The sequence below is a fragment of the Eikenella sp. genome (assembly GCF_057315495.1).
Genome location: NZ_DBHKXY010000037.1, coordinates 1 through 18,707, shown reverse-complemented (window position 1 = coordinate 18,707; position 18,707 = coordinate 1). Strand labels below are relative to the sequence as shown.

Here is an 18,707-nt window from a genome sequence, read left to right as displayed (position 1 = left end):
ATGGTTTAGGCGGCTTCCCCCGAAGTGACCGAATACGCTTTGCCCTCGTGCCCGTCTTCGTCGATGATTTGGCGCACGGCGGCGGCGAGGGCGGTGCGGGTCATGTATTGGCGGGGGATGGCGGGGAGCTGTTCGTGCAGTTGATAAGCGGTGTTGTCGCCGTTGGCGAGGCCGCAGGGGCGCAGGATGGTCCAGGCGAGGGGGCTTTGGCGCAGGGCGTTTTCGGCTTCGGTTTTGGCGGCCACGGCTTCGCCCAGGGCTTGTTTGAACATGTCGCTCATCAGGGGGTATTGTTCGCCGCAGCCCATGCTGGTGACGAGGATGAAGCGGGCTTGGGGGGCGTGCTGTTCGAGGGCGCGGATGATGTGGAGGTTGCCGGTGGCGTCGCTGCGGATGCCTTGTTCGTTTTTGCCGCCGACAAAGCTGACGACGGTGTCGGGCCGGTATTGCTGCACGGCTTGGGCGACGGCTTCTGCATCAAGTGTGTCGGCAACGGTGGTGCGGATGTGGTGGTTGGCGAAAAATTCGTCTGCTTGTTGCTCCGGCAGCCTTAATGCGGCGACGGCGGTTTCGCGTTCGAGGGGGCTTAATTGGTGGATGAGTTGGCGGCCGCTGGGGCCGTTGGCGCCGAATATCATCAGCATGGGGTGCTCCTGTTGGGGGTTGAATGGGTGCAGGCTGCTTTTGGGTTTTCAGGCAGCCTGCACTTTGATGATTCTGGGCGCGGGCTGCTTTCAGGTAGCCTTAAATGCGTGGCGCGGGTTTAGGCGAACAGGGCGCGCATGGCTTGGATTTGGTTTTGTTTGAGTTCGCCGGCTTCGTCGCGGCCGACGAAGATTTTGAACATGGCGCCGCCGTTGCGGTTCACAAAGTTGAGCGATACGGTGTCTTTGCCCATAAAGGGGCGTTCGATCAGGTAGATGGCGGCGCAGTTTTCGTAATAGATGTGGCCGTGGATGCCGCCTTCTTCGGCGTGTTCGAAGTTGTAGAAGCCGCGGCCGACTTTGCCGTTGGGGATTTTGCCGGTCACTTCGGCAATCACGTCGGGGGTGTGGGCGATGAAGGTGACGGCTTCGTTCCAGCCGGCCAGCGCCTGCATGATTTCGACAAAGCGGCTGCCTTCGGTTTTTTTGATGAGCTGGGCGGGCAGGCAGTTGATCACGTCTTCAAAGCTGCATTGGTGCTGCCCGGCAAGCATTTCGAGGATTTGGCCGGGGTTTTCGGCCAGTGAGTTGCGCAATACGGTTTGTTGTTCGCTGGAGAGTTTTTGCATCGTGTTTTCCTTTTCATCAGGTGGGAGGGACATCATGAGTTTACGGGTGAGGGTGGGCGACCAATAACGGCCGCTGGTGTTGAGGATGGCTTGGCCGTCCTCGTGAATGGTTAGCAGATCGGCTTGCTGCCATTGGTGCAGCAGGGTTTGCGCTTCGGCGTTGTCGGCAAATAGGGTGGTGTCGATGCGGCCGAGTTCGATGTCGTGCTGCACTTGGCCGAGCAGGGTTTTGTGTCGGCCGTGGCTGCTCATGAAGGAGAGGGTTTTTTGGCCGGGTGGGGCATTCAGGTAGCCTTTGAGGTCGCTTTGCACTTGGTAGCTGAAGCCGCCGAAGTTACCGCCTGCGCCGGAACCGAAGGCGAGGCAGGGCATATTAGATTTGACGAGGGTGTTGTAGCGGTTGCGTTCGCCGCGGCCGGGGTAGGCGAAATGGTTGTTGCTGACTTGTTGCCAGCCGAGCCGCGCCAGTTCGCGCACGGCGTAGGCGTAGTGTTGGGATTGCACGTCGAAGCCGAGTGGCGGCGGGAATGCGCCTTTCTCCACCATGCGGTTGATGGGCAGGAAGGGGTAGCAGTTGAATGCGTAGGTGTCGAGACCGGACAGGGGCAGGCCGGCGGCGCGTTCGATGTCGTGCGCCCAGATGTCGTCGGTTTGGCCGGGCAGGCCGAAAATCAGGTCGGCTACGATCACGGCATCGAGGCCGCACAGTTCTTTCAGGTAGCCATAGGCTTCTTCGCCGCTGTGTTTGCGCCCGAGGCGGCGGCGGATGGCGGTGTTGAAGGTTTGAATGCCGATGGAAATGCGGTTCACACCCGCTTCGACGGCGGCACGGGCTTTGTCGAGCCCGAAGTGGCTGATGCGGCCTTCGAGGGTGAATTCGCAGTCGTCGGCCAGCGGCAGGTATTGGTAGCAGGCGCGGATGAGGCGCACCAAATCGGGCGTGTCGAGTGCGGTGGGCGTGCCGCCGCCGAAATACACGGCTTGGATTTTACCACTGCCAGTGCGCTGTTTGGCTTCGGCGGCCAACTCTTCAATCACTTTGTCCACATACACGCCGCCGTGCTCTTCTTTCCAGGCGTTGCGGTAGAAGCCGCAGAACACGCAGTGGTTGGCGCAGAAGGGGATGTGGAGGTAGGCCAGGCCGTCTTCATCGAGCGAATGGGCGATTTGGCTTTGCCACAGTTTCTGCCATTGCGGCATCGGCACGGGCACGCCACCCCAAATCGGCATCAACGCCTGCCTTTCGGGAAAGGCTTGCGGCGCGGCTTCTTTCGACGGCCAGCGGATGGTTTGGATGGTGGGTGGGGAGGCGGTGGCAGGCATAGGATTTTATGGATAAATGGTAAACAAAATAAGAATTAATTCTACTACACAGAAGGGTGTTGCTGAAATAGCCGAGCAGGGTGTTTTGCTTGGCTTTGTTTTAGCAGATTATTTTTATAAGCTTTTTATGAATAAAGGCTACCTGAAAATCCACGATGGTGGTTTCAGGTAGCCTTTGTCATGCCGGGCGGAATTGCTAAAGCTTAATTTCACTTTACGCTGGCTTACAAAAAATAGGCAGCCGGTGTACACCGGGCTGCCCATGTTTTGCTTTGCTGCCAGCGGCTATTTCTCTTCACGCAGCTCGCGGCGCAGGATTTTGCCCACATTGGATTTGGGCAGCTCGTCGCGGAACTGGATGTCTTTCGGCACTTTATAGGCGGTGAGCTGGGTGCGGCAGAAGGCGATGAGCTCTTCGCGGGTGAGCGCCGGATCTTTTTTTACCACGAACAGGCGCAGGGCTTCGCCGGTTTTGTTGCTGGGCACGCCGATACAGGCGGCTTCCAGCACCATCGGGTGTTTCGTCACCACGTCTTCCACTTCGTTCGGATACACATTGAAGCCGGACACCACAATCATGTCTTTTTTGCGATCCACTAGCTTGATGAAGCCTGTTTCGTCCATTTTCACCATATCGCCGGTGGCGAGGAAGCCGCGTTCGTCCATCACGGCGGCGGTTTCTTCGGGGTGTTGCCAATAGCCCTGCATGATTTGCGGGCCTTGGATGCACAATTCGCCGATTTCGCCCAGCGGCACTTCGTTGCCGTCGTTGTCGCGGATTTCTATCGCGGTATTGGAGATGGGTAGGCCGATGGTGCCGTTATAGTCGCTGATGTTCAGCGGGTTGGCGCACACGCCGGGGCTGGCTTCGGTGAGGCCGTACACTTCCACAATCGGCTGGCCGGTGAGCGCTTTCCATTGTTTGGCCACGTTTTCCTGCACCGCCATGCCGCCGCCCAGGCACAGTTTCCAGCTGGAGAAGTCTATACTTTGGAAGTCGGGGTGGTGGAGCAGGGCGTTGAATAGGGTGTTGACGGCGGGCAGTACGCTCACGCGGTATTTTTTCAGCTCTTTAATGAAAAATTTAATATCGCGCGGGTTGGTGATGAGCAGGTTTTGCGCACCGATTCGGGTGAAGATCATCAGGTTTACCGTGAGTGCGAACACGTGGTACATCGGCAGCGCGGTTACCACCAATTCGCCTTCGATGGTGAGGTTGGACTGAATCCACTCTTCGGCCTGCAGCATATTGGCGCAGATATTGCCGTGCGTGAGCATCGCGCCTTTGGATACGCCGGTGGTGCCGCCGGTGTATTGCAGGAAGGCGGTGTCTTCGAGCGTAACCGGCACGGGATGGAAGGTGTGCGCTGCACCTTGTTTGAGCGCGTGGTTGAAGCGCACGAAGTGGGGTAATTCATAGGGCGGCACCATTTTTTTTACATGGCGCACAATCAGGTTCATCAGGCCGCCTTTAAAAAAGCCGAGCAAATCGCCCACCGAGGCGAGGATGATGTGTTTCACATCGGTTTCGGCCACCACTTCGGCCAGCGTGTGGGCAAAGTTTTCCAGCACCAGAATGGTGGTGGCGCCGCTGTCTTTCAGCTGGTGTTGCAATTCGCGCGGGGTATAGAGCGGGTTTACGTTCACTACGATGCCGCCGGCCTGCAAAATGCCGAATACGGCCACGGGGTATTGCAACAAGTTGGGCAGCATCACGGCCACGCGCGCGCCTTTTTCCAGCTTGAGTACGTTTTGCAGATAGGAGGCAAACTGCTCGGCCAGGCGCGCGGTTTCGGCATAGGTTTGCACCTTGCCGAAGTTGGTGAAGCCGGAACGCTTGCCGTAGAGATAGGCGGTTTCGTGGAATACTTCGCAGATTGAGCTGTAGCGGCGCACGTCGATTTCGGGGCGTACGCCTTCCTGATAACTTTGCAGCCAGATTTTTTCCAATTTGGTCTCCTGATCGGGCTACCTGAAAAGTCAGCTTCGCAGAAACTTTGCGGTGTTGCGTTTTCAGGTAGCCTTTTTAGTTGGTGTTGCTGTGGGTTGTGTATTGGGTTTGAGTGGGTTAAACGCCTGCGCCGGCTTGGTCGATAATGCCGCCGCCCAGGCAAACTTCGCCATCATACAACACGGCGGATTGGCCGGGGGTAACTGCCCATTGCGGTGTGTCGAATACCAGCTCGGCGGAATCATCGCCCAAATAGCGCAGTTGGCAGGGGGCATCGGCCATGCGGTAGCGGGTTTTGCAGGTGTAGCGGCCTTCGGGCGGGCGGCTGCCGTGTGCTTCACCGGGGTGTTCAGGTAGCGTCCAGCTTAATTGGCTCATGGTGAGGCTACCTGAAAATAATAGCGGGTGTTGGTGGCCTTGCACCACGATTAAACGGTTGGCGGTCAAATCTTTACCGGCCACAAACCACGGCTCGCCAGCGCCGCCGATACCTAAGCCTTTGCGCTGGCCGAGGGTGTAGAACATCAGGCCGACGTGCTTGCTCACGACTTTGCCTTCGGGCGTCACCATATCGCCTTCGCGGGTGGGCAGGTATTTTTGCAGAAATTCGCGGAAGGGGCGTTCGCCGATGAAGCAGATGCCGGTACTGTCTTTTTTGGCGGCGGTGGGCAGGCCGGCTTCGGCGGCGATGCGGCGCACTTCGGGTTTTTCCAAGTGGCCTAGCGGGAAGAGGGCGCGCTCGAGCTGATGGGGCTGGAGGCGGTAGAGGAAGTAGCTTTGGTCTTTGTTGGCATCCAGGCCTTTGAGCAGGTAATGCTTGCCGTTGCGCACTTCTTTGCGGGCGTAGTGGCCGGTGGCGATGGCTTCGGCGCCTTGCTCGATGGCGTAATCCAAAAAGCATTTGAATTTGATTTCGGCGTTGCACAGCACGTCGGGGTTGGGCGTGCGGCCGGCTTGGTATTCCTGCAGGAAGTAGGCGAATACTTTGTCTTTGTATTGGGCGGCGAAATTGACGATGTCGATGTCGATGCCGATGATGTCGGCCACGGCGATGGCATCGAAGGAATCCTGCTTGATGCTGCAGTATTCGTCGTTATCGTCGTCTTCCCAGTTTTGCATGAACACGCCGCGCACTTGGTGCCCCTGCTGCTTGAGCAGGTGGGCGGTTACGGAGGAATCGACGCCGCCGGACAGGCCGACGATGATGTTTTGCGGGGTAGGCATAGTGTTTGGTTTCGGGGTGGGGCTACCTGAAAGTTTTCAGGTAGCCTTTAATGTTAAGACTGGCCTTGCCGTTTTTTCACGCTCACTTGGCGTTTTTGGGTTTTGGCTTTGCTGCGGGCTTTTTCATCGCGCTTGGCGATGCGGTTGCTCAAGGTGGTGCGGCGCAGGGGTTTGTTTTTAGTTTTTTCCGCCGTATCTTCGTAGGGGTTGTCGGAAATATTGTATTGGATGCGCAGCGGCGTGCCTTGCAGGTTGAAGGCTTTGCGGAAGGTTTGCGTGAGGTAGCGGGTGTAGCTTTCGGCCACGTGCTGCAGCGAATTGCCGTGAATCACGATCACAGGCGGGTTCATGCCGCCTTGGTGGGCGTAGCGCATTTTCGGGCGCACCAAACCGGCGCGGGCGGGCTGCTGGCGTTCGATGGCCGATTGCAGCACGCGGGTGATTTTGGGCGTGGGCATTTTGATGAAGGCCGAGTCGTAGGCCGATTGGATGCTGGCAAACAGGCCGTCGATGCCGCGCTCTTTCAGGGCGGAAATGAAATGGAATTTGGCAAAGTCGAGGAAGTGCAGCTTGCGCTCGATGTCTTTTTTAATCGTGTTGCGCCGCTCTTCGGAAATGCCGTCCCATTTGTTTACCGCCACCACCAGCGCGCGCCCGGCTTCCAGTGCGAAGCCGGCGATGGTGGCGTCTTGGTCGGCAATGTCTTGCTGTGCGTCCAGCACCAGTACGGCCACGTTGGAGGCTTCTACCGCCTGCATCGCTTTGATCACGGAGAATTTTTCCACCGCTTCTTCCACCTTGCCGCGGCGGCGCACACCGGCGGTGTCGATGATGGTGAATGGCTTGCCATCGCGTTCGAAGTCGATATGGATGCTGTCGCGGGTGGTGCCGGCCATATCGAAGGCAATCACGCGCTCTTCGCCCAAAATGGCGTTCACCAACGTGGATTTGCCCACGTTCGGGCGGCCGATGACGGCAAACACAGGGTGTTTGACTTCGCTGTCTTCTTCTGCGGCTTCGGGGAAGTTTTCCAGCACTTCTTCCATCAGGTAGTACACGCCGTCGCCGTGCGCGCCGGAAATCACGTGCGGCTCGCCAAGCGCCAGCTCGTAGAATTCGGCAGCCAGCACATCGCGGCGGCCGCCCTCGCCTTTGTTTACGGCCAGATACACGGGGCGCGGTGATTGGCGCAGGCGGTCGGCGATGATTTTGTCTTGCGGCGTGAGGCCGGTGCGTGCATCCACCAGGAAAATCACGGCATCGGCTTCATCCACGGCCTGCAGGGTTTGCTTGGCCATTTCGTGCAAAATGCCGCTATCTACCACGGGCTCGAAGCCGCCGGTATCTACCACGAGATAGGGCTTGCTGCCCACTTTGCCGTGGCCGTAGTGGCGGTCGCGCGTGAGGCCGGGCAGGTCGTGCACCAGCGCGTCTTTGGTACGCGTGAGGCGGTTGAATAGGGTGGATTTGCCCACATTGGGGCGGCCGACTAGGGCGATGGTGGGTTTCATGATGTTGGTCTTTCTGTATCAGGCTGCCTGAGCCAGGCAGCGAGCAGGTGCGCAGAGGCACGGAAGGGTTGGTGTGGCTTCGTTGGAAGCGAGTTTTCAGGTAGCCTTCGATTGGGAGTGAGGCTGCCCAAAGTATGCAGGCGAGATTATAGCTGGTTATGAATGGTTTGGCTTGGGGAGATGGGTCGGATAGATGGGGAGGTGGTGGTTTTAGTTTACGGTGGGGCTAATGTTTTCAGGTAGCCTTCTTAGCAGCTGAAGGCTACCTGAAACCCAAAACCTGCCGCTCTTTAAAAAAGGCAGGTTTCGATATGGCTTACAGCAAGGTGTCCGACAGCGGAATATCCTGCGGCTGCACGGGCGTGGCGGGCAGGGGCCGCTCGCGCGGCTCGGTGCGGCGGCGCGGGGCAGGGCGGGTGCTGGCGGGAATCGGGGTTTCAGTGCTGCCGGCACCGTCGGTGAGCGCTTCCACGGCGCTGCCTTCAGGCAGGATTTCGTCTGTTTGCAGGGGTTCGGAGGCATCCACGGCTTGCGGGCGGCTCAGCTCGGCCGCGCCGTTTTGCCAGGCCACGGATTGCAATTTGCCTTGCACGCGGGCGTTGGCGTTTTGGCAGGTGATGCACACCAAGCGGCCGTTGCGGCTGCGCAAAACGCTGTTGATGCGGGCGGGATTGGCGGTGAGACCGTTGGCCTGCGACCAGGCGTCGATGCTTTGGCGCAGGGCGGTGGTGTTCAAGTTGCGCTGCTGGTAGGGATCGGCATAGGCGGCAAGCCAGAGGTGGTTGTTGGTATCGGCATTGAGGCTGGCCAGCTGGTAGATCACGGCGGCGCTGGCGCCGGTGCGCACGTTGCGGGCAAATTGCAGGGCATTGTTGCTGTGCATGCGCACGCAGCCGTGGCTGCGGATGCCGGGTACGCTGGCGGGGGCGTTGGTGCCGTGGATGCCCAAGCCTAAACGCGGCGGGCCCAAGCGTACAAATACCGGGCCCAGCGGGTTGCTCGGGCCGGGCGGAATGCTGCTGATTTCAGGCAGGCCGGCGGCGGCACGCTCGCGGCGGATGCTGGCGGGGATCGACCAAGTCGGGTTGTAGGCTTTGGAGCCGATGTGGTAGTTGCCCAGCGGGGTGCGGGTGCGGTTTTTGCCCACCGCCACGGGATAAACGTTTTTCAGTTGGCCGTTTTCATACAGGAAAAGGCGCATCTGCGGGATGTTAATAACGACATGCTGGCCTGTGGCCACGGGTGAAAAATCGGGCAGCGGGGTGTTGTTGGCGGCGGCAGTGCCGACGGCGGCCAGGAGGCAAAGTAATGCGAGTTTCTTCATAGTAATGGTTGGGAAAAATAGGTTTGCGTGTTGTAAAGGCAATAAATGGTGGCATGATACCCGAAACTGCCGCCGCCTGATGCGGCAGGCTACCTGAAAGTAGTAAAACGTGTTTTAATGCCACACAATTATTCCGATTGCGCCGCATACCGTATGCGCGGCCGGCTCGGTTTAATTTGTTTAAATGCAATAAAATCATAAGCTAGCAATCATTTCAGGCTACCTGAAAGCCCCGGCGCCTGATGAAGCCCAAACAACCTTCCCTGCTTTTCTGTTTACCCACCTCACGGAGCAGCTATGCAACGCCACATCATCCAATCCTTGCTGGACACCGATCTCTATAAATTCACCATGCTGCAAGTGGTATTGCACCAGTTTCCACAGGCGCACGGCGTGTATGAATTCCGCTGCCGCAACCTAGACGAATGCGTGTATCCGCTGGTGGAAATCCGCAGCGAGCTGGAAGCAGAGCTTGATGCCCTGTGTACTTTGCGTTTCACTCCCGATGAGCTCAACTATCTGCGTAGTCTGCGCTTTATTAAAAGCGATTTTGTGGATTATTTGGAGCTGTTCCAGCTCAAACGCCGCTTCATCCAAGTGACCGTGGATGAGCAAAACCGGCTCTGCATCCGCGTGGAAGGGCCAATTATCCAAGCCATGTTCTTCGAGATTTTCGTGTTGGCGATTGTGAACGAGCTCTACTTCCGCCGCCTCGAAACACCTGAAGTCTTGACCGAAGGCGAACGCCGCCTGCAGGCCAAGGCCGATTTGCTGCGCAGCTATGCCGCCGCCCAACAGATAGGCGAGCCGCCCTTCCTGGTATCTGATTTTGGCACGCGCCGCCGCTACAACCTTGCCTGGCAGGAACACGTGGTGCATACGCTGAACCAAGCCGCCCCCAGCTGCCTGCGCGGCACCAGCAACGTTTATCTGGCCAAAAAACTCGGCCTCATCCCCATCGGCACCGTGGCACACGAATTTATGCAGGCCTTCCAAGCCTTAGACGTGCGCCTGCGCGATTTCCAAAAAGCCGCGCTGGAAAGCTGGGTGCGCGAATACCGCGGCGACCTCGGCATCGCGCTCACCGACGTGGTGGGTATGGATGCCTTCCTGCGCGATTTCGACCTTTATTTCGCCAAACTCTTCGACGGCCTGCGCCACGATAGCGGCGATCCCTATGTGTGGGGCGAAAAAGCCTATGCCCACTACCAAAAACTCAAAATCGACAGCCGCACCAAAATGCTCACCTTCTCCGACGGCCTCGATTTGGAAAAAGCCTGGGCGCTGCACCAATACTTCAAAGACCGCTTCAAAACCAGCTTCGGCATCGGCACCAACCTCACCAACGACATGGGGCACAAGCCTTTGAACATTGTGCTCAAACTGGTGGAATGCAACGGCCAATCCGTGGCCAAGCTCTCCGACAGCCCCGGCAAAACCATGAGCGATAACAACACCTTCCTCGCTTACTTGCGCCAAGTGTTCCAAGTGGGCGAAACGCCTAAATAGGATTTAGCTTGGCCGATATGTTTTCAGGTAGCCTTTCCACTGTGGGAAGGCTACCTGAAAAGTTGTTGGGCTGAGGCTCAGGCCGTGGCGATTCTACTAATCTGCTTCTTCTCTGGTTGATGGCGAACCTGCCATTTGCCTTAACCAAAAACGTTTTCAGGTAGCCTTGGGTTCTATCCTTAAAAGGCTACCTGAAAACTAGCTTACCCAATCTTTTGGTGCGACTCCCAAGTTGAAGGCAGTGAGCACAAACTTGTTGGCATCACAGTTGTTTGGGGTGCTCTGGTTTTCAAAATAAAGTTCTACGCCGCTTGCCAGCAACAAGCGCGTGTTGAGGGCAAAAGTTTTCTTTATGAAATCGATGCCGTGGAAATTGAGTTTTTTGATAACGAAGGCAAGGCGCAGCTTTTTCGGGTGCTTGAAAATCCAAGGTTGCATGGCGATATGGCTACCCGCGTCCAGCTTGTCCCAAGGGAAACCGTCTGCATAAATATTGGTTAATTCATCGCCCCGGAAGATTAAATCAATCGAGCCGTAACGCCAAATCACGCATTCTGCATCCGGCTCTTCGGGATAGACAGAGTCGGGCGGCGGGAAATAGGCAGCCAAGTGGGCTTTGGTTTGCCCCAGTTTCAGGCCGCCGAATTCGCCGCTGCGGCAGAAGTTGAGCATATTGATGGTGGGGATGGACATGGTTTTATCCTCAACCAATGGGCAGATTGGCTTTCAGGTAGCCTGAAGCAGGCTACCTGAAAAATATAGAATGCTGTTTTGTTTTATTTAATCCGGAAGACGGAGATGGGCCGCTCTATGTTGTGGTGGTGTTGCCAATCTCGTCGCCCAGCAGTTCCTTCAGCCCGGCTTCATCCAGCACTTGCAGGCCGTTGGTGGCAGCGAAATCCATCAGGAATTGGAACATTGGCGGATTGATGGTTTCCAGCCGTTTGCCCACGGTTACGCTGCGCACTTTGCCGATGAGCAGCGGACGCACCCATTCGTGGTAGCAGAGGCGGTGTTCTTTGCCAAAAGAGGAGAGCAGGCCGCACAGCCGCTCGGCCCAATCGCTGGGGCGGAAGGGTTTGCCGTCGGCGGTGGCGCCGTAAATCACTATTTCGTCCGGATTTGGGGTGAACATTTCTAATGCTTCTCCTACAGATTGTTAATGAATTATAGCTGGATGCATGGTTTTGTTAAACCATTGTCGCACAGCCGGCATCGGCTTTCGGGCGGCCTGAGGCTACCTGAAAAATATAAATTTCTGTAAAATAACACTTTATGATTTAAATCAACTCATTTATTTTTAAGGAAAACCATGCTCCAAACCCTCGAACTATCCCAAGCCACCCGTTTAATCAACCACGGCCCCGTGGTGATGGTGTCCGCTAAAGCCGGCAGCGTGGAAAACGTGATGTCTGCCTCTTGGGCGTGTGCGCTGGATTATGCCCCCGCGCGTGTAACGGTGGTGCTGGATAAAGGCGCGTTCACGCGCGGCTTGTTGGAGCAGAGCGGCTGGTTTGCGCTGCAAGTGCCGCTGGCCGAGCAGGCTGAAACCGTGCTGGCGGTGGGCAGTCAGGGCCGCAAAAACAATCCGACCAAGCTGGCTGACTGTGGCGTGGAACTGTTTTATCAGGAAGGCTTCGATGTGCCGCTGGTACAAGGTTGTGGTGCCTACCTTATCTGCCGCCTGCTGCCCGAGCCGCACAACCAGCAAACTTATGATTTGTTTATCGGCGAAGTGGCCGCTGTGTGGGCGGACGACCGAGTGTATGCCGATGGCCGCTGGCTGTTCGACAGCGTGCCGGACGAATTGAAAACGCTGCATTATGTGGGCAACGGCCTGTTTTACCGCACGGGCAAGGGTTTGAAGGTAGGGTAGGCGTTTCGACTTTATTGCAGTTTGTGTTTGAACTTCGATGAAGTTTCGCTTTCAGGTAGCCTTTAGGCCTGACTGAGGCTACCTGAAAAATTGTCTGCTCCATTTCGTATTCGCCGCCTGCTGCCCCTGCCGCAGGCTTTGTTTTATAATCGCTTCCTTTTCCACCCCTTCGGACTTCTATTATGAAATGGCTGAGCCGCCTGGCCGTCATCCTCAAAACCGTATACCGCTTCGGGCTGGCCGACCTTTTGGCTGCACGTGGCAAAACCCCTTGGTTTGTCAAGCTGTTGCCGCGCTCAGGCAAAATGCGCGATACGCCGCTGCCGGTGCGCCTGCGCCTGGCGTTGGAGAGCCTGGGGCCGATTTTTGTGAAGCTCGGGCAGGTGCTTTCCACCCGGCCGGATTTGCTGCCGGCGGCCTATGCGCTGGAATTGAGCCGCCTGCAAGATAAAGTGCCGCCGTTTGATGCGGATTTGGCGCGGCAGCAGATTGAAGCATCGTTCGGGCGGCCGGTGGAAGAAATCTATGCGGAGTTTGAAGCCGAGCCGGTGGCGGCGGCTTCAGTGGCGCAGGTGCACCGCGCGCGGCTGTTTGGCGGCGAGGCGGTGGCGGTGAAAGTGTTGCGGCCGAATCTGGAGCCGGTGATCGAGCAGGATTTGGCGCTGATGCGCACCGCCGCGCGGCTGATTGAAAAGCTGCTGCCCGACGGCAAACGCCTGCGCCCGCGCGAAGTGGTGGCCGAGTTCGACAAATATCTGCACGATGAGCTCGATTTGCTGCGCGAAGCGGCCAATGCCAGCCAAATTGGGCGCAATTTCAGCGGCAGCACCATGCTGCACGTGCCGAAGGTGTATTACGACTATTGCAGCGAAAGCGTGATGACCATGCAGTGGATGGATGGCACGCCGATTGCCGAAGTGGCCGAGCTGCAGCGGCGCGGCGTGGATTTGAAACGGCTGGCGCGCTATGGCGTGGAAATCTTCTTCACCCAAGTGTTCAAACACGGCTTTTTCCACGCCGATATGCACCCGGGCAATATTCTGGTGGACGATGAAGGCCGCTATATCGCGCTGGATTTCGGCATTGTGGGCAGCCTTACGGACTACGACAAACGCTACCTCGCCATCAACTTCCTCGCCTTCTTCAACCGCGACTACCACCGCGTGGCCACGGCGCATATCGAAAGCGGCTGGGTGCCGGCGGATACGCGGCCGGAAGAGTTGGAAGCCGCCGTGCGCGCCGTATGCGAGCCATTTTTCAACAAGCCTTTGGCTGAAATCTCCTTTGGCCTCGTGCTGATGCGTCTGTTTGAAACCAGCCGCCGCTTTAACGTGCAAATCCAGCCGCAGCTCGTGCTGCTGCAAAAAACCCTGCTCAACATCGAAGGATTGGGCCGCCAGCTGGATCCGCAGCTGGATTTGTGGGAAACGGCCAAGCCGTTTTTGGTGAGCTGGATGAACGAACAGGTGGGCGTGAAAGCCTTGTGGCGCAACCTGAAGCAGGAAGCCCCCGACTGGGCGGAAATCCTGCCAGCCCTGCCGCGTAAACTGAATGCGCTGGTGGATGAAGCCCGCCAACAGGAAATGCGCGATGCCTACCTGCACCTGGTGCGCACCCAGCAGCGGCAGAATATGTGGCTCGCGCTGATTGCGTTGATGCTGTTACTGATGGCTCTATTGGATTAGGGCTGTCGGGATGGAAGTTGTCTTGGCGTAGCAAGAAATGCTCGTATTAAAGGCTACCTGAAAAGTTTCAGGTAGCCTGTTTTCATCTGAACCGGCTAAATACTGTTGCATGAGATGCTGGTGTGTTGCTGCGGGGTAAGTAAATCATGCGTGCCGCATCAGCCCCAAAATGCTGCTTCAAACCCGGCCGCACATTCCGGCGGTAATTCGCGGCGCAGCAAATCGTGCAGGGCGGTAAGCAAATCTCTGGGTTTGCCGCCTTCTGCTTCATCATAAAACTGCCCGCCGGCTGACTGCCATTCTTGTTCGAAGCGGTGTATGGCCAGCAGCGTTTGCATCAAGGCAGCCACCGATGGTGCAATCAGGCGGCGGTTGTTTACGGTTTCATAGCCGGCTATCAGCCAATAAACGGGGCTGCCGGGCGCGGCGGTGTCGGCGAATAGGATGGAGTTGTCAAACATATTGCCAAATACCGCCCATTCTTCGCGCCAGCCGTCGATTGGCAAATATTGTTGTACCTTATTGTTCCAGCCGAACGCCCAATCATGCCAAATCTCGGGTAAGCCGGCATAAGGCAGCCATTGCAGGAATAAGGTTTGCATTTCCAGCCAGTAGTCGGCACGCGGATTTTCGCCCTGCCATGTGCTGTCCAGATGGTGGTAGAAATCTGCCAGTTTGCCCAAATGCAGATGGCGGTTGTCGGCTAAGGCGGGCAGGTTTTGCCGCTCTGGCGTGTAAGGCAGGCCAAAGGTTTGGGCGAAAGTGCGGATAAGGTCGGCGTTGGGCATGGGATTTGATTCTTGTTTTGGCTGGTGTTTATATTTTCAGGTAGCCTCTTCGTTGCTGCAGGCAGGTTCTATATGTTGTGGTGCAGGCTACCTGAAATTGTAGGCCGCAATTCTGAATAGGGTTTGGATTGTAGGCTACCTGAAAACTTTATTCGGCAGATTGCGGGTTAAATGCAGCCAGTTTCTGCTCCACCCAAATGCGGACGGCATCGGGAGTATCGGGCATGGGTTCGGTTTCGCCGAAGTGGGACACGGCGGGCAGGGGGCGCAGGAGGGCATCGATGTCTTGCGGGCTTAAAAAACGGCCGTGCAGGTCGAAACCGACGTTGAGGGCACGGCCGGGGAGGGTGGCGAGGCGGTCGTGTAGGTGGCCGTAGAGGTGATACCAGCCTTTGTGGCAGCCGTCCCATTCGTTGATAGGGTAGTGGAATAGAACCAGGGTGTTGTTGATTTCGGGCAGCTTGAGTTTGAGGTAGGGCTGGGCAGAGGCGAGCAGGGGATGGCCGTCGGCTTTGGTGGTTTGGAAGAATCGGCTGATGTGGCGCTGGATAAGATCGTCGTGGTTGCCGAAAATCAGATGGTGGCGGCCGTTGAGGCGGGAGAGCAGGTGGGTGATGTGTTTGAGGTCGTGGGAGAAGCTGAGGTCGCCCAAGTTGTACACTTCATCTTCGGGGGAAACGGTGTTGTTCCACATGGCCACGAGGTGTTCGTCCATTTCTTCGATGCTGGCGAAGCGGCGGAACTGGGGACAGAATTTGGCAATGTTTTTGTGGGAGAAGTGGAGGTCGGAGGTAAAGAAGATTTTGCTCATGTTGGTATGAAGTTCAAGGCTATCGATAAACAACTTCACTTTCTTGCCGTATTGGCTCGCCGTCTGGTATGAAAAAAGCATTATTTCAGCGATATCTGAAAGCGGTGGTTCAATGCAGTTGAAGTGAAGTATCAGCAAGTTTAAATAGTGGTTTAGCCGAAGAGGCGGCGCTGCCAATCTTCGCATTCGCCGGTGGCGAGGCGGCGTTGGAACATGTGTTGCCAGGAAGGGGGCAGGGGCAGTTGCAGCACTTCGCGCATGGCTTGAGGCTGGCAGTTTTGGCTGTCAATGAGCTCAAGGATGCGGCTGAGCGGCCATTCGGCATAGGGGCGGGCGAGGAGTTGCACGCTGTCGCCCGCTTGGATGCGGCCGCTTTGCAATACGCGCAAATACCAGCCGCAGCGCAGATTGTGCTGCACTTGGGCGGCGATGTCGGGCACGCCGAAGCGTTCGTTGAGCTTCCAGCAAGGCTGCCGGCCTTGGCTGACTTCGAAGCGGGCGCTGCCGATTTGCCATTGGTCGCCGAGGCAGACTTGCCATTCGTCCGTGCCTTCGATGCAGAGGTTTTCGCCAAAGCCGCCGGCGCGGAAGTGCGGATTGCCGGGAAATCGGGCTTGCCAGTGTTCGTAGTGGTGTTGGGCGTAGCAGTGCAGGGCTTTGTCGGCACCGCCGTGGTAGCGCGGGTCGCCCACGCCGTCGCCAGCCAGGCCGGTGGGAGTGGCCTCGATGGGGCCGGCTACGGGCTGTTTGTCGATGCCGCTGATTTGGCCGCGGGCAAAGGGTTTGGGCTGGGCAATGCGGATTTCGCTGACGGTGGCGATGGTTTGAGGCATGATGGTTTCCTGTACAGATGGGTTGTGGCCGATTATAGCGGATGGGCTGGGTTTCTGCTTTAAAGGCTACCTGAAAGCGTCAGCTTCAACGAAGTTAAAACGAGCTCGCGAGTTTCTGCGAAGCTAAAGTTTCAGGTAGCCTTCCAGCTGGCAGCTTGAACCAAGGCAAATAAAAAACAGGCAAGCCTGAGGCATGCCTGTTTGCATGATTTAGTGTGATTAGTCGGCGAAAATATCTCGGTTGCCAACAAATACTTGGCCGCTGTATTTGCAGCCGCTGTCGGTTTGGCAGCCGGGGATGGCTACGCTCAGGGTGTAGTTGCCGGTGCGGGTGGCGCGCCAGCTGAACATGGGGGCGTCGTCATCTTCGGTGTCGGCTTTAATTACGTTGCCATCGGCTGACTTGAGGGTCAGGTCGATATTGTCGCAGTCACGGTCGCAGTCGGCGAAGAAGGTGTAGTATTTACCAGCAGTGAGCTGAATCTGGTGGGTTTTGGTTTCGCTCACTTTGGCCGCGCCGTGGAACAGGTTGGCTTGGCGGGCACTGGGATCTTTAGATCGAACGGCTTGTCTGTTGAACTGCTGAGCTTCTGGCAGCCATGAACCATTAGGTGCGGCCAGGGCGGCAGGAGCGGCAATCAGGGCAACCAGGCCTAAAACGGCAAATTTTTTCATATGTCTTCCTTTTGATTGGTTAAGTGAAAGAGTGTGTGCATTATAATGTAAATTAGAGAAATACTCTACTTTTATATTCTTTTTAAATCATTTGCTTATAGTTGCATGCCAGTGTTTTTGGCTGAGTAAGGAAGGCAAAAGGCTACCTGAAATCTTCAGGTAGCCTTCTTTAAGAGCACTAGAGTTTAGTGATCAAACACGGGTTTGGTGCCCATGAATACTTGGCTGCTGTATTCGCATTGTTCGGTGTCACATTTCGGCATGGTAACAGTGAGGGTGTAGCTGCCGGTGCGGTTGGCACGCCAGCCGAATATTGGAGAATCGTCGTCGTCGTTATCTTCTTTAATTACGCGGCCATCGGCGGCTTTGAGGGTCATGTCGATATCGCTGCAAGAGTAGTCGCAATCGGCGAAGAAGCTGTAGTATTTGCCGGCGGTGAGCTGTACTTGGTGGCTGCGATTTTGCTCTTTGGCAGCACGGCCGTTAAACAGATGAACTTGGCGGGCTTGGGGGTCTTTTCTACGCACGATATCACGGTTGATTTTTTGAGCTTCAGGCAGCCATGGGCCGTTTTCAAAGGCTTGGATGCTGTAGGCACAGCCGGAGGAGGCTTCGCATTTGGTCATGTTGGCGGTAAGGGTGTAGGTACCGCTGGTTGCAATAGCGCTGTTGATGACGGGGTTATCGTCGTCGTCGTTATCTTCTTTGATGGTTTTGCCGTTGCTATCGGTCAGCTTAAGGTCGAGGTCGGAGCATTGGCGGTCGCAGTCGGCAAAGAATACGTAAGATTTGCCGGCTTGGAGCTGAATGGTATGGTTTTGGCTGCGGTTTTGTGCCAGCTTGCCGTTGAATAACTGGAGTTCTCGCGCATCGCTACTCCGTTGACGCACGATTTCGCGGTTGATTCTTTGTGCTTCAGGCAGCCAGTCATCGGCCTGTGCTGGTGCAGCGAAGGCGGGGGCAGCAGCCATCAGAGCGGCGATGGCGGCAAGAGTAAATTTCTGCATGGAATGCTCCTTTTGGTTAAAAAAGTAATAAAAGGGAAACAACGGGCAGATTATAGCCAATGTGCGGGAGTTTAACTAATCTTTTCTTGTGTTAATCAGGCTACCTGAAATGGGTTTTCAGGTAGCCTGATTGGTGCTTAGCGCATTGATTGGACTGGTTCTGCTTGCAGGAGAACATGTTGCCTGCGGTCGAGCAATTCTAGCTTATTGCCGTTGATGCGGTAGGCGGCAGTGCGGGCGAAGGCGGCTGAGAGCCGTTCTTCCTGTGCCTGAACATTCGGCGGGCAGAGCATCAGCGTGGTGGTGAGCTCGCCGATTTGTAGGTTTTGGCCTTGGTGGCTGAAGTTGCCGGAGAGGGTATTGCAGCCGAAAGAGGCGTGCACATGATGATTAGCTTTAAACTCCAATGAGCCGTTGGCAGGGTGGCGGCCGATGCGGGTGATGTGCCAACCGTAGCGGGAGAGTTCTGTTACGGGCGCGGTTGGTATGGTAGAAACAGATTGCACCACGGGAGCAGGCTGCTCAGGAGCGGCGGGTGGCGGCGGTGCGCTGTCGGCCGGATTGGGGTGGGCGGCGCAGGCTGCAAGTAGGAAGGCGGTGAGATAAATTGGTTTCATTGTATGGGCTCCTATCGGGTTGAAAACCATTTAATACAATGCTTTGTATTCTACACCAGGGGATGTGGCCGGGGTGTTGATATAAGGCAATGGGGCGGGCATTTATAGCGGATTAAAAGGGAACGCTGCTGCACGTTAGTTTGTTTTGCCGTGTTGCTTAGACTATCTGCAGCTCGCTGCCTTGTCCTATTCTTTTTTTAATCCACTAGATTTTGGAAAACGTGGAGTTAGGCGCATCAGCATATAGTGGATTAACAAAAATCAGGACAAGGCGGCGAGCCGCAGACAGTACAAATAGTA

General features: G+C 56.5%; 16 protein-coding genes and 1 pseudogene. 3 read left to right on the top strand and 14 right to left on the bottom strand.

The window, feature by feature from the left end:
• Positions 1–5 precede the first annotated feature (5 nt).
• From ACO6EE_RS06495 to ACO6EE_RS06470, 6 genes are all read right to left on the bottom strand, one after another.
• Positions 6–644 (bottom strand): NAD(P)-dependent oxidoreductase, encoded by a 639-nt coding sequence (locus ACO6EE_RS06495; protein ID WP_485960075.1) that lies wholly within the window; start codon positions 642–644, stop codon positions 6–8.
• A 119-nt stretch (positions 645–763) separates the two neighbouring features.
• The gene (gene hutW / locus ACO6EE_RS06490) at positions 764–2,596 is read right to left on the bottom strand and encodes a heme anaerobic degradation radical SAM methyltransferase ChuW/HutW (protein ID WP_485960074.1); all 1,833 of its coding nucleotides are present in this window, start codon (positions 2,594–2,596) and stop codon (positions 764–766) included.
• 285 nt (positions 2,597–2,881) lie between these two features.
• Positions 2,882–4,546, bottom strand: a complete 1,665-nt coding sequence (locus ACO6EE_RS06485) for an AMP-binding protein (protein WP_485960073.1) — start codon at positions 4,544–4,546, stop codon at positions 2,882–2,884.
• A gap of 118 nt (positions 4,547–4,664) precedes the next feature.
• Positions 4,665–5,771: a tRNA 2-thiouridine(34) synthase MnmA gene (gene mnmA, locus ACO6EE_RS06480; protein WP_485960071.1), complete on the bottom strand. Its 1,107-nt coding sequence runs from the start codon at positions 5,769–5,771 to the stop codon at positions 4,665–4,667.
• Between the two features lie 53 nt (positions 5,772–5,824).
• Complete coding sequence (gene der / locus ACO6EE_RS06475; protein WP_485960069.1) at positions 5,825–7,282, bottom strand: ribosome biogenesis GTPase Der; 1,458 nt, start codon at positions 7,280–7,282, stop codon at positions 5,825–5,827.
• Positions 7,283–7,598: 316 nt separating this feature from the next.
• The gene (locus ACO6EE_RS06470) at positions 7,599–8,606 is read right to left on the bottom strand and encodes a L,D-transpeptidase (RefSeq protein ID WP_485960068.1); all 1,008 of its coding nucleotides are present in this window, start codon (positions 8,604–8,606) and stop codon (positions 7,599–7,601) included.
• 297 nt (positions 8,607–8,903) lie between these two features.
• Between ACO6EE_RS06470 and pncB the strand changes: the two genes are divergently transcribed.
• Positions 8,904–10,115, top strand: coding sequence for a nicotinate phosphoribosyltransferase (gene pncB, locus ACO6EE_RS06465; protein WP_485960067.1), 1,212 nt, complete (start codon positions 8,904–8,906; stop codon positions 10,113–10,115).
• Positions 10,116–10,313: 198 nt separating this feature from the next.
• Here the strand turns inward: pncB and ACO6EE_RS06460 are convergent, their stop codons facing one another.
• Both ACO6EE_RS06460 and ACO6EE_RS06455 read right to left on the bottom strand, forming a co-directional pair.
• Entirely contained in the window at positions 10,314–10,808 is a 495-nt protein-coding gene (locus tag ACO6EE_RS06460; protein WP_485960065.1) for a hypothetical protein, read from the bottom strand.
• A 154-nt stretch (positions 10,809–10,962) separates the two neighbouring features.
• Positions 10,963–11,250: pseudogene (locus tag ACO6EE_RS06455) on the bottom strand (DUF3579 domain-containing protein); the annotation flags it as partial.
• A 177-nt stretch (positions 11,251–11,427) separates the two neighbouring features.
• Here ACO6EE_RS06455 and ACO6EE_RS06450 point away from each other — a divergent pair.
• A complete protein-coding gene (locus ACO6EE_RS06450; protein WP_485960063.1) occupies positions 11,428–11,991 on the top strand; it encodes a flavin reductase family protein in 564 nt (187 codons plus the stop codon).
• Between the two features lie 182 nt (positions 11,992–12,173).
• A complete protein-coding gene (gene ubiB / locus ACO6EE_RS06445) occupies positions 12,174–13,676 on the top strand; it encodes a ubiquinone biosynthesis regulatory protein kinase UbiB (RefSeq protein WP_485960061.1) in 1,503 nt (500 codons plus the stop codon).
• A 158-nt stretch (positions 13,677–13,834) separates the two neighbouring features.
• On the opposite strand, the gene ACO6EE_RS06440 is transcribed toward ubiB, so the two are convergent.
• The 6 genes from ACO6EE_RS06440 to ACO6EE_RS06415 form a co-directional block, all read right to left on the bottom strand.
• Positions 13,835–14,464, bottom strand: a complete 630-nt coding sequence (locus tag ACO6EE_RS06440) for a hypothetical protein (protein WP_485960060.1) — start codon at positions 14,462–14,464, stop codon at positions 13,835–13,837.
• Between the two features lie 148 nt (positions 14,465–14,612).
• Positions 14,613–15,275 (bottom strand): phosphoesterase, encoded by a 663-nt coding sequence (locus tag ACO6EE_RS06435; protein WP_485960058.1) that lies wholly within the window; start codon positions 15,273–15,275, stop codon positions 14,613–14,615.
• A gap of 152 nt (positions 15,276–15,427) precedes the next feature.
• Complete coding sequence (locus tag ACO6EE_RS06430; protein ID WP_485960057.1) at positions 15,428–16,108, bottom strand: MOSC domain-containing protein; 681 nt, start codon at positions 16,106–16,108, stop codon at positions 15,428–15,430.
• A 219-nt stretch (positions 16,109–16,327) separates the two neighbouring features.
• Entirely contained in the window at positions 16,328–16,783 is a 456-nt protein-coding gene (locus tag ACO6EE_RS06425) for a hypothetical protein (RefSeq protein WP_485960056.1), read from the bottom strand.
• 185 nt (positions 16,784–16,968) lie between these two features.
• Positions 16,969–17,790: a hypothetical protein gene (locus ACO6EE_RS06420; protein ID WP_485960055.1), complete on the bottom strand. Its 822-nt coding sequence runs from the start codon at positions 17,788–17,790 to the stop codon at positions 16,969–16,971.
• A gap of 137 nt (positions 17,791–17,927) precedes the next feature.
• On the bottom strand, positions 17,928–18,407 hold the full coding sequence (locus ACO6EE_RS06415) for an META domain-containing protein (protein ID WP_485960054.1): 480 nt from the start codon (positions 18,405–18,407) through the stop codon (positions 17,928–17,930).
• Between the last annotated feature and the right edge of the window lie 300 nt (positions 18,408–18,707).